Here is an 11,791-nt window from a genome sequence, read left to right as displayed (position 1 = left end):
GTTGCGCGTTCCCGCGGAAGGGAGAGGTTCTAGGGCGCCGCCGGCGCGGGCAGGGGCGGGAGGGCCGGCTCGGACAGCCAGGCCGCGAACAGGTCGTCCAGCGGTTCGAGCGCGTAGCGCGACGCGTGCGCGGTGAAGCCGGCCGTGGTGACCACGCCGTGGCGGTGCACGGTGGCCCACTCCCGCAGCATGCGGAAGAACGGGCCGTCGCCCAGCGCGCAGCGGATCGCGTGCACGGCGAGGCCGCCGCGCTGGTAGAGGCGGTCGTCGAACATCAGCTTGCGTCCCGGGTCGGCCAGCAGGAGGTCCTGCGGCTGCCCGGACAGCAGGCGGTGCGCGGCCACCGCCAGTTCGTGCGCGGTGCGGCCGCCGGACCGCTCCGACCAGAGCCATTCCGCGTACTTCGCGAAGCCCTCGTTGAGCCAGATGTGCCGCCAGTCGGCGATGGTCACGCTGTTGCCGAACCACTGGTGCGCGAGCTCGTGGGCGATGAGCCGCTCCGAACCGCGTACGCCGTCCACGTGGTTGGCGCCGAACAGGGAGAGCCCCTGGGCCTCCACCGGCACGTCCAGTTCCTCGTCGGCGACGACCACCGCGTACTCGCCGAAGGGGTAGGGGCCGAACAGCTCCTCGAAGAGTTCCATCATGGCGGGCTGCCGTGCGAAGTCGCGGGAGAAGCGGGGCAGCAGGTGCGCCGGTACGTGGGCGCTCTGCGGGACGCCGCCGAGGCCGGGGTCGCCGAGCAGCACCGTCTGGTACATGCCGATGGACAGGCCGACCAGGTAGGTCGAGGTCGGCGCCGGCTGCTCGTAGACCCAGGTGGTCGTCGAGGCCCGGGTCGTCCGCGTGAGCAGCCGGCCGCCGGCCACCACGGTGTAGGCGGAGGGGGTGTTGACCGAGATCTGGTACGAGGCCTTGTCCGCGGGCCGGTCGTTGCACGGGTACCAGGAGGGCGCGCCGACCGGCTGGCTGGCCACCAGCGCGCCGTCGGTCAGTTCCTCCCAGCCGAGGCCGCCCCAGGGGCTGCGCACCGGTGTGGGGTTGCCCGCCCAGTGCACCTCCACGGTGAAGGCGGCGCCGGCGGGCAGCGGCTTGGGCGGCCGGACGCGGAGCTTGCCGCCCCGGTGGCTGTAGTGCGGCGCCCGGCCGTTCACCAGGACCCGGCCTATTTTGAACTCGGCCAGGTTGAGGTGGAACTCGGCGAGCGGCGCACGTCCGGCGATCGCGCTGAGCCGGGCCGTCCCGGCGAGCCGGTTGGGGCCGGGACGGTACTCCAGAGCGAGTTCGTACCGGTGCACCCGGTAACGGGGGTCGCCGTTGGCCGGAAAGTACGGGTCCGATGCCGCTGTCTTCTGGCCGTTCACTGCCGCTTCCGCTCCCTGCGTTGTGCTCGTACGACGTGCTGGTGGTGCTGCCGGACCCGGGCGCCCCGTTGCGAACGCCCGGACCCGCCCTTCAGGACCGCCACGCCTCGATCGGGTTGCCCAGCCAGCGACTGTCGGCGGGAACGGATTCCCCGGCCATCACGAGAGAGGCCGGACCCAGTGTGCTGCGGGCCCCGACCGTGCTCCCGGGCAGGACGATTCCACCCGGGCCCAGGGTGGCGCCCTCACGGAGGACCACAGTATCCGTCCTCAAGATCCGGTCGTGGAAGAGGTGCGTCTGCAACACGCAGCCCCGGTTCACGCTGACGGCGTCGCCCAGGACGACCAGGTCGGTCTCGGGCAGCCAGTAGCTCTCGCACCACACGCCCCTGCCGATCCGGGCACCCAGTCCGCGCAGCCACAGGGACAGCACGGGCGTGCCGGGCACCGAGCCGACCAGCCAGGGCACGGCCAGTACCTCGACGAAGGTGTCGGCCAGTTCGTTGCGCCACACGAATCCGCTCCACAGCGGATGCTCGCCCGCCCGGTGCCGGCCCACCAGCGTCCACTTCGCGGCTGCCGCGACCAGGCACGCGGCCGCCCCGGCGGCGAGCAGGACGGCGCCGGACAGCAGCGCGGTCCCCCACGGGCCGGGCCCGTCCGCCGCGGCCAGGGCGCAGAACGCCGCGACGGTGAGCACGGCGAGCGCGGTCGAGCAGAACACCGGGACGAGCCGGCACAGCTCCACCAGCCCGCGCGCCCAGAGCAGCCGGGCGGGCGGATCGTAGGTCCGGCTCTGGTCGGCGTCGGCGGTGGACCGCGGCAGCCGGACCGGCGGAAGGCCCAGGTAGGAGCTGCCCTTCTTGGCCTTCTTCGGGGTGGCGGACAGTACGCCGACCAGCCCGTCGTCCGGCACGGAGCGGCCCGGCGCGGTCATTCCGGAGTTGCCGAGGAAGGCCCGGCGGCCGATCTCGGAGTGGCCGATCCGCAGCCAGCCGCCGCCCAGTTCGTAGGGGGCGGTCAGGGTGTCGTCGGCGAGGAACGCGCCCTCGCCGACGGTGGTGAGGCTCGGCAGCGCGAGCACGGTGGACACCTCGGCGCCGCGGCCGATCTTCATGCCGAGGAGCCGCAGCCACACCGGGGTGATCAGCCCGGCGTACAGGGGGAAGAGGGTTTCCCGGGAGAGGTCCATCAGCTGGGTGACCGTCCAGGCCTGCCAGCCGATCCTGCTGTGCGTCGGATGGGTTCCGGTGCGCAGTCCGAGGCTGAGGAGGCGTACGGAGACCAGCAGCAGAGCCGCGTACGCGAACCCGAAGGCGAGCGCCCCCGGCACCACGGCGAGCAGCGCTCCGGCCAGGGCCCGGCCGAGTCCGGCGTCGGCGGGCACGAACCGGCCGGCCACGAGGAGGGCCGGCAGGGCGGCGAGCACCGGCAGGGCCGTGAGGCAGAAGCCGGCCGCCCCGTAGGCGGCGCGCCAGTGCGGACGGCGCGGCGGGCGCTCCTTGGGCCAGTTCCGCTTGGCCTTGCCGAGTTTGCCGGCGGGGGCTCCGGCCCAGCGCTGGCCGGTCGGGATCTGGCCGACCACGGCGGAGCCGGGGGCCACCTCGGCCCGCTTTCCGACCCGGGCGCCGGGGAAGAGGATGCTGCGGGTGCCCACCACGGCGCCCGCGCCGACCTTCACGGTGCCGATCTCCAGCCGGTCCCCGTCCAGCCAGTGGCCGGAGAGGTCCACTTCGGACTCCACGGCGCAGCCGCGGCCGAGCTTGAGCATGCCCGTGACGGGCGGCAGCGAGTGCAGGTCCACCTCGGGGCCGATCTTGGCGCCCAGCGCCCGCGCGTAGCGCTCCAGCCAGGAGCCGCTGAGCGAGGTGGCGCCGGAGCACTCGGCGAGCCGCTCGGCCGTCCACAGCCGCAGGTGAACGTTTCCGCCACGCGGGTGACGGCCCGCTTTGACCCCGCGCAGCAGCAGGCGGGCGCCGCCGGCCGCGATCGCGAGGCGGCCGGGCGGGCTGAAGAGCAGTGCGGCGCCGGCGGCGACGAGCCACCACGAGGCGGTCGGAGCCCACGGATAGGCCCCGAACCAGTGCAGTGCGTTGCCCAGGGCGAGCAGCGCCACCGTCCAGCGCAGGCCGACCAGGGTGAAGAGCGGGAGCAGCAGCAGGGACTGGATCACCTTGGCCCGCAGCGGCACGGGCGCGATGGTCCGGACGGCGCCGTCGTCCTGTGCGGACTTCTCCAGGTGCCGGGCCAGCTTGCGCAGGGTGGGCTGCTGGTAGATGTCGAGGACGGCCGCGCTCGGGTAGCGGGCGCGCAGCCGGGTGGTGAGCTGGGCGGCGGCGAGACTGCTGCCGCCGATCGCGAAGAAGTCGTCGGCGGCGCCGGTGACGGTCACGCCCAGGGTCTCGCTCCACTGCTCGGCGAGCCAGGCCTCGGTGCCGTAGAGCTGCTCGGTGGGGCCGCTGGTCTCCAGTTCCGGGAGCGGCCATGGCAAGGCGTCGCGGTCGACCTTGCCGGAGGTGCGGGTGGGCAGCTCTTCGACCGGCGCGAGCAGCGGTACGAGGGCCGCGGGCAGTTCGGCGCGCAGCCGGGTCACGGCCGCCGCGTGGTCCCAGCCGTCCTGGGTGACCAGGTAGCCGACGAGGAGCTGGTTGCCGCTGCGCGCCGTGCGGACGGCGGCGGCCGCGCCGGCGACCCCGGGCAGGCCCTGCAGTGCGGCGTCCACCTCGCCCAGCTCGATCCGGCGGCCGCCGAGCTTGATCTGCTCGTCGCCGCGGCCCAGGAACACCAGCCCCTCGGGCTCCGCGCGGACGAGGTCGCCGCTGCGGTAGGCGCGCTCCCAGCCGAGGGATTCGAGCGGGGCGTACTTCTCGGCGTCCTTCTCCGGGTCGAGGTAGCGGGCCAGGCCGACGCCGCCGATGACGAGCTGGCCGCTGCCGCCCATCGGAACCGGCTCGCCGGATTCGTCGACGACGGCCAGTTCCCAGCCGTTCAGCGGGAGGCCGATGCGGATCGGTTCCTCGCCGGTCAGGAGCGAGGCGCAGGCGACGACGGTGGCCTCGGTGGGGCCGTAGGTGTTCCAGACCTCGCGGCCCTCGGTGACCAGGCGCTGGGTGAGTTCGGGCGGGCAGGCCTCGCCGCCGAAGATCAGCAGCCGGACCTCGTTGAGGGCCTCGGGCTCCCACAGCGCGGCCAGGGTCGGCACCGTGGAGACGACGGTGATCTCCTGCTCCGCCAGCCAGGGGCCGAGGTCGGCGCCGCTGCGCACCTGGGAGCGGGGCACGGGCACGAGGCAGGCGCCGTAGCGCCAGGCCAGCCACATCTCCTCGCAGGAGGCGTCGAAGGCCACGGACAGTCCGGCCATGACACGGTCGCCGGGGCCGATGGGCTCCTCGGTGAGGAACAGCGCGGCCTCGGCGTCCACGAAGGCGGCGGCGCTGCGGTGGCTGACGGCCACGCCCTTGGGCTTGCCGGTGGAGCCGGAGGTGAAGATGATCCACGCGTCGTGTTCGGGGCCGGGGCGGGCGGCGGGGGCGGACGCGCCCTGGCCGGCGGTCTTGCCCGGCGCGGCGGCCTCGATGCGCCCGCCGGCGCCCAGTACGGCCCGTACTCCGGCCTCGCCGAACACCAGGTCCGCCCGCTCGTCCGGGTCCTCGGCATCCACGGGCACGTAGGCGGCGCCCGCCGCGAGGACGGCCAGGATGCCCGCGTACAGCTCGTTGGTCCCGGACGGCACCCGCACGCCGACCCGGTCGCCGAGCCCCACCCCGGCGGCCGCGAGGGCCTGGCGACGGCGCTCCACCTCGGCGGCGAGCGCCCCGTAGGTCAGCCGGGTGGAGCCGTCGTCCAGGGCGAGTTCGTCGGGGTGGGCCCGTACGGAGGCCTCGAAGACGTCGACGAGAGTGCGCGCCGGGGCGGCGGGTCCGGCGGCGAACAGGGCCGATTTGCCGGACTCCTCGTACCCCTCCCCCGCCTCGGGGCCGGTCCCGTCGTCGGGCCCGGTCCCGTCGTCGAGCAGAGTGACGTCACCGTGCTCTGGTGTGGCTGCCATCGGCCCTCGCGTCGTCTTCCCGGAACCATCCGGGTCGCCGGGCGGAGCCCGGGTCTGCCCAGGTTGTTCCGGTCCAGCGCCAAACAACCCGCCAGTCTAGTGCGACCTCAAGGATTTCCTGGTTCAAGCCTTGCGCGTGGCCGGGAAGAGACGGTAAAAGGAGCGCGCCGCGGACCGGAATCCCGGTCCGCGGCGCGCCCGGTGACCGGGGCCGGGCCTCAGCGGCTCGCGAGGAGTTCGAGCGTGTCGATGACCCGGTTCGAGAAGCCCCACTCGTTGTCGTACCAGGCGACGACCTTGATGTGGCGGCCTTCGACGCGGGTGAGCTGCGAGTCGAAGATCGACGAGGCGGGGTTGCCCGTGATGTCGGAGGAGACGAGCGGGTCCTCCGAGTACTCCAGCACGCCGGCGAGCGGCCCTTCGGCGGCGGCGCGGTAGGCGGACAGGACGTCCTCGCGGGTCACGTCGCGGGCGACGGTGGTGTTCAGTTCGACGATGGACCCCACCGGAACGGGGACGCGGATCGAGTCGCCGGAGAGCTTGCCGTCCAGGTTCGGCAGGACCAGGCCGATGGCCTTGGCGGCGCCCGTCGTGGTCGGCACGATGTTCACGGCGGCGGCGCGGGCGCGGCGGGGGTCGCGGTGCGGACCGTCCTGGAGGTTCTGCTCCTGCGTGTAGGCGTGCACCGTGGTCATGAAACCGTGCTCGATGCCCGCGAGTTCGTCCAGTACGGCGGCCAGCGGCGCGAGCGCGTTGGTCGTGCACGAGGCGTTGGAGACGATCGTGTGCAGGGCCGGGTCGTAGGAGTCGCTGTTCACCCCGTACGCGAGGGTGATGTCGGCCCCGTCCGCCGGTGCGCTGACGAGCACCTTCTTGGCTCCGGCATCGATGTGGGCGCGGGCGGCCTTGGCGGTGGCGAAGCGGCCGGTCGCCTCCAGCACGATGTCCACGCCGAGCTCGGCCCACGGCAGTCGCGCCGGTTCGCGCTCGGCGAGCACCTTGATGCGGCGGCCGTCGACGACGAGGACGTCACCGTCGACGGTCACCGGCCGGCCGAGCCGGCCGGAGGTGGTGTCGTAGGCGAGCAGCCGCGCGAGGGTGGCGGGTTCGGTGAGGTCGTTGACCGCGACGACCTCCAGCTTGCTGTCGCGTTCGAGCAGCGCGCGGAGCACGTTGCGTCCGATGCGGCCGAATCCGTTGATGGCGATGCGAGTCATGGTGTCTCCCTGTTCCCTGTCCCTTGGGTTCGTCACCAGGTTCGCGGGTCGCGGGCGCCCACGACAGCGGCGCGATCGCCACGGTCCGCAAGGATCGCGCCACGCGTTGGGTGGCGGCGGCTGCGCGCCGTCCCCCGTCACTCGCCCCGGGCGAACGTGCGCCGGTATTCGCTCGGGGTGGTCCGCAGGATGTGCTGGAAGTGCAGCCGCAGGTTCGCGCCGGTGCCCAGGCCCACGTCCGCGGCGATCTGCTCCACGCTCCGCTCCGAACGCTCCAGCAGTTCCCTGGCCATGTCGATGCGGGCGCGCATCACCCACTGCATCGGCGTGTACCCGGTGTCCTCGGCGAACCGCCGCGAGAACGTCCGCGGGGACACCGCCGCGTGCCGGGCGAGCGCCTCCAGCGTGAGGGGTTCGCCGAGCCGGTGCAGCGCCCACTCCCGGGTGGCGGCGAACCGCGGGCCCAGCGGCTCGGGCACGCTGCGCGGCACGTACTGCGCCTGGCCGCCGCTGCGGTAGGGGGCCGCGACCAGCCTCCTGGCCGTGTGGTTCGAGGCGGCCACCCCGAGATCGCTGCGCAGGACGTGCAGGCACAGGTCGATGCCCGACGCGGCCCCCGCCGAGGTCAGCACGGAGCCCTCGTCGACGAACAGGACGTTCTCGTCGACCCGGACCAGCGGCCACTTCGCCGCGAGCGCCCGGGCGTAGTGCCAGTGCGTGGTGGCCCGCTTGCCGTCGAGCAGGCCCGTGGCGGCGAGCGCGAAGGCACCCGTGGAGATGGCGGCGAGCCGCGCGCCCCGGTCGTGGGCGGCGATGAGCGCCTCGACGACGGCCCGCGGCGGGTCCTCGCGGTCGGGGAACCGGTAGCCGGGGACGAAGACGGTGTCGGCCCAGGCGAGGGCTTCGAGGCCGTGGGCGACGGAGTACGACAGGCCGTCGCCGCCGGTCACGAGCCCCGGAGCGGCGCCGCACACCCGGACCTCGTAGGGCATGCTCGCGCGGGTCGTGAACACCTGCGCGGGGATGCCGACGTCGAGGGGTTTCGCCCCTTCGAGGACGAGTACGGCAACGTGGTGGGGGCGGGAGGCTGGCACCGCGACATGCTTCCGAAGGGGCGGGCGGCTTGTCAAGCACCACGGTTAGTAAACCTTCCGATTGAGATAACCACCTATCAGTTGGTCCAGACCTGTTGACGGCGGTCCTTCCGGAGGATTAGGTTCCCGGCCACGAAGCGGATACGACGTCAACTCCCCGCACCCGCCCGGCCGTACGGCCCCATCACGGGCCTCCCCACCCGCCGCCCCGTCCCCACGCGTCCCCGGCGGGCAGCCCGCCCGCGCTTCGCGCGCTCCACGCCGTCCCCCCATTCCCACTGGAGGCACTTCCCTTGCGTACCCCTACCCGAACCCGAACCCGGCTGGCCTGCGGCCTCGGCGCCACCCTGCTCGGCGCGGCCGCGGTGCTGACCTCCCCCGGGGCGGCCTTCGGCGCCAACATCCTCTCGAACGGCGACTTCGAGTCGGGCAGCACGGCCGGCTGGTCCTGTTCCGGCGGCCTGGGCTCCGTGGTCGGCTCACCGGTGCACGGCGGGAGCAAGGCGCTGGCCGGCGCGGCCGGCGCGAGCGACAACGCCAAGTGCGTCCAGACCGTCGCCGTACGGCCCAACACCAGCTACACCCTCTCCTCCTGGGTCCGCGGCAGCTACGTCTACCTCGGGGTCACCGGCGGCGCCTCGACGTGGACCCCGTCGGCGGCCGCCTACACCAAGCTGACCGTCGCCTTCACCACCGGCGCGTCCCAGACCAGCGCCGAGATCTACCTCAACGGCTGGTACGGGCAAGGCACTTACTACGCCGACGACATCACCCTGGACGGCCCGGGCGGCACCGCCGACACCCAGGCGCCCACCGTGCCCGGCAGCCTCGCCGCCACCGGCAAGACCTCCACCACGGCGTCCCTGTCCTGGACCGCGTCCACCGACGACGTCGGCGTGAACGGCTACGACGTCTACCAGGGCGGGACGAAGGTCGCCACCTCCGCCGCCACCAGCGCGACCGTCACCGGCCTGACCCCCAGCACGGCCTACGCGTTCACCGTGCGCGCCCGCGACCTCGCGGGGAACACCTCGGCCGCCTCGAACACCGTCAACGTCACCACCGACACCGGGACCCAGCCGCCGGCCGGCTTCAAGCAGGCCGCGCCGTACCTCTACCTCGGGTGGGGCAACCCGCCCAGCGCGACCACCGTGATGAACGCGACCGGCACCAAGTGGTTCACCATGGCGTTCATCCTCTCCTCCGGCGGCTGCAACCCGTCCTGGGACGGGCAGCGCCCGCTGACCGGCGGCGTGGACCAGAACACCATCGCCTCGATCCGCGCGGCGGGCGGCGACATCGTGCCCTCCATCGGCGGCTGGCAGGGCAACAAGCTCGGCCCCAACTGCGCCAGCGCCGAGGCCCTGGCCGGCGCCTACCAGCAGGTCATCGACGCCTACGGCCTGAAGGCCATCGACGTGGACATCGAGAACACCGACGAGTTCGAGAACGCCGTGGTCCAGGACCGCATCCTCGGCGCCCTGAAGATCGTCAAGCAGAACAACCCCGGCCTGCGGACCATCCTGACCTTCGGCACCTCCACCACCGGCCCGACGAGCTGGGGCAACCGCCTGATCGAGCAGTCGAAGGCGCTGAACGCCGGCATCGACGTCTTCACGATCATGCCGTTCGACTTCGGCAACGCCTCGACGGACATGTACGCCAGCACCGTCAGCGCGACCGAGGGCCTCAAGGCCAAGCTCAAGTCCACCTACGGCTGGGACGACGCGACCGCGTACTCCCACATCGGCATCTCGGGCATGAACGGCATCAGCGACACCCAGGAGACCACGACCGTCCAGAACTGGACCGACATCCGCAACTGGGCCAACTCCCACCACATCGCGCGCCTCGCCTTCTGGTCGGTGAACCGTGACCGCGGCTGCCCCGGCGGGGGCCTGCAGGAGACCTGCTCGGGCATCGCCCAGAGCGACTGGCAGTTCACGTCCATCACGGCCGGCTTCACCGGCTGACCGTCCGGCCCGTACGGGCGGGGGCCGTCGCGCACGCGCGGCGGCCCCCGCCCACGGGCGCGACGTGCGGGCCGGATGCGGGCGTGCCACGCTGGCTGAACCCTGGGAACCGAGTACCGAGTACCTGGTACCGGGAACACGCGACCGGGTGACGCCTCCGGAGCCCGCCGCCCAGACGAACGGGGCTCGCCGTGCCAAGAGGAACGCACCCCGGCCCGCTGCGGCGGCGCATGGCCGCCGGATGCGCGGCCCTCCTGCTCGTGGTCCTGGGCGCGGGCACGGCCGTCGGAGCGACACCCCCGACGCCCGCTCCCTCCGACACCACGGGCGCCGACACCAGGGGCGCCGACCCGCTCGACCCACGGATCACGGAGATCATGCGGAAGCCGGGGTACCGCAACGCCCAGTGGGGCCTCCTCCAGGTCGATCCGGACACCGGGCGGACCGTCCACAGCCGGTTCCCCGACCAGCTCTTCATCCCCGGTTCCACGGCCAAGCTGTTCAGCGTCTCCGGCGCCTGGGACGCCCTCGGCCCCGACCATCGTTTCGTGACGCCGCTCTACGCGGTCGGCGAGCGGCGCGGGACGACCCTGACCGGCGATCTCGCCCTGGTCGCGCAAGGCGATCTGACCATGGGCGGCAGGACCCGCCCCGACGGCACGGTCGCCTTCACCGACCTCGACCACACCTACGCCGACGACGTCCCCGGCGCCACGCTCACCCCGCAGAACCCGCTCGCCGGCATCGACCTCCTCGCACGCCAGGTCCGCGACTCCGGCATCACCCGCGTCGACGGGAACGTGATCGTCGACGACCGGCTCTTCGGACCCGAGCCGGTCCTGATCCCCACCCCGACCCCGCTGATCGTCAACGACAACCTCATCGACCTGACGACCACCCCCGGAGACCGCGCCGACGCGCCCGCCCGGCTGGACTGGCGGCCGAAGGTCGCCCCGTACCGGGTCAGCTCGACGGTGAAGACCGTGGCGGCCGGCAAGCCGACGGCGATCACGGTCACGACCTCGGACGACGGCACCCGGATCCGACTCTCCGGCACGATCGCGGCGGGCGCCGCACCGGTACTGAAGGTCTCCCCCATCACCGACCCGGCGGCCTTCGGCCGGACCGCGCTGATCGAGGCCCTCGAACGGGCCGGGGTGGACGTGACCGCGGATCCGGCGGGCGGGAACCCGGTGGACCGGCTGCCCGCCGGCTACGAGGGCCGGGCGCGCGTGGCCGCGTACACCTCGCCGCCCTTCGCGGACTACGCCAAGCTCATCCTCAAGGTCAGCCACAACCTGGGCGCCAACCTCGGCATCTGCCTGATGGCGGTCACCACCGGCAGCCGCGCGTGCATGGACGGCTTCCCCGTACTGGCCTCCTTCCTGGACGAGGCCAAGGTGGACCGCGCGCAGGTGCAGCTCCTCGACGGGCGCGGCGGCAACCCGGTCGACCGGTCCACGCCGCAGGCGGAGATCCAGATGCTGACGTACTGGCTGCGCTCCCCCGAGGCGCGCCGCTTCCGCGAGTCCCTGCCCGTCCTCGGAGTCGACGGGCTGCTCGCGGAGAACTGCCGCGACTGCCCGGCGCGCGGCAAGGTGTTCGCCAAGACCGGGGCCGCCGTCGGGCTGGACGCCCTCAACGACCGCCTGGGCGTCGGCGCCATCACCATCGCCGGCTACCTGGACAAGGGCGACGGCCGCTTCGACGTGTTCTACGCGGGCGTCACCGGCGCCTCGACCCCGACCACCGACCCGAGCGGCATCCTGGACATCGCCAACGACGTCGCCATGATCGCCGCCTACCTCCAGGAGGGCGATCGCGACACCTGACCGCGGCGCTCCTGTCAAGCAACGAAAAGCCGGGTCTACTGCCTCGCACCGCCTCCGGGCACGGTGGAGAGCGACCGTCCTGCAGCCCAGCAGGAGCGACGCCATCCGGACCCGGAGGCAGACCCGCCATGACTGACATCGCCATCATCGGAACCGGCTGCCGCTTCGCCGCCGCCGTGGACGCCGTCGACACCCCCCGTTCCGGTTCGCTGGTGACCCGCTCCGCCGACAGCGAGAGCGCTGCGCTCACCGAGTTCGTCGAG

The 11,791-nt window shown here is 73.2% G+C and carries 6 protein-coding genes; 2 read left to right on the top strand and 4 right to left on the bottom strand.

Going from position 1 to position 11,791, the window contains the following annotated elements; all coding sequences use genetic code 11:
- Positions 1-29: 29 nt before the first annotated feature.
- The 4 genes from AC6CKD_RS34145 to AC6CKD_RS34130 all read right to left on the bottom strand — a co-directional run bounded on the left by AC6CKD_RS34145 (position 30) and on the right by AC6CKD_RS34130 (position 7,723).
- Positions 30-1,364, bottom strand: coding sequence for a M1 family metallopeptidase (locus AC6CKD_RS34145; protein WP_498332713.1), 1,335 nt, complete (start codon positions 1,362-1,364; stop codon positions 30-32).
- Between the two features lie 91 nt (positions 1,365-1,455).
- Positions 1,456-5,412, bottom strand: a complete 3,957-nt coding sequence (locus AC6CKD_RS34140) for a Pls/PosA family non-ribosomal peptide synthetase (protein ID WP_498332711.1) — start codon at positions 5,410-5,412, stop codon at positions 1,456-1,458.
- A gap of 218 nt (positions 5,413-5,630) precedes the next feature.
- Positions 5,631-6,629 (bottom strand): type I glyceraldehyde-3-phosphate dehydrogenase, encoded by a 999-nt coding sequence (gene gap, locus AC6CKD_RS34135; RefSeq protein ID WP_498332709.1) that lies wholly within the window; start codon positions 6,627-6,629, stop codon positions 5,631-5,633.
- Between the two features lie 137 nt (positions 6,630-6,766).
- Positions 6,767-7,723, bottom strand: coding sequence for a GlxA family transcriptional regulator (locus AC6CKD_RS34130; protein WP_498332708.1), 957 nt, complete (start codon positions 7,721-7,723; stop codon positions 6,767-6,769).
- 293 nt (positions 7,724-8,016) lie between these two features.
- Here AC6CKD_RS34130 and AC6CKD_RS34125 point away from each other — a divergent pair, with 293 nt between their 5' ends.
- Both AC6CKD_RS34125 and dacB read left to right on the top strand, forming a co-directional pair.
- Positions 8,017-9,696: a carbohydrate binding domain-containing protein gene (locus AC6CKD_RS34125; RefSeq protein ID WP_498332706.1), complete on the top strand. Its 1,680-nt coding sequence runs from the start codon at positions 8,017-8,019 to the stop codon at positions 9,694-9,696.
- A 191-nt stretch (positions 9,697-9,887) separates the two neighbouring features.
- A complete protein-coding gene (dacB, locus tag AC6CKD_RS34120; protein ID WP_498332704.1) occupies positions 9,888-11,528 on the top strand; it encodes a D-alanyl-D-alanine carboxypeptidase/D-alanyl-D-alanine endopeptidase in 1,641 nt (546 codons plus the stop codon).
- The last annotated feature ends 263 nt before the right edge of the window (positions 11,529-11,791 follow it).

This window comes from Streptomyces sp. GQ60 (genome assembly GCF_059758875.1).
This window is presented reverse-complemented; position numbering and strand designations above follow the sequence as displayed.

What these genes read in the sequence shown, in the direction of transcription:
- AC6CKD_RS34140 (WP_498332711.1), bottom strand. Translation starts at nt 5,412, where the DNA reads ATGGCAGCCACACCAGAGCACGGTGACGTCACTCTGCTCGACGACGGG.
- gap (WP_498332709.1), bottom strand. Translation starts at nt 6,629, where the DNA reads ATGACTCGCATCGCCATCAACGGATTCGGCCGCATCGGACGCAACGTG.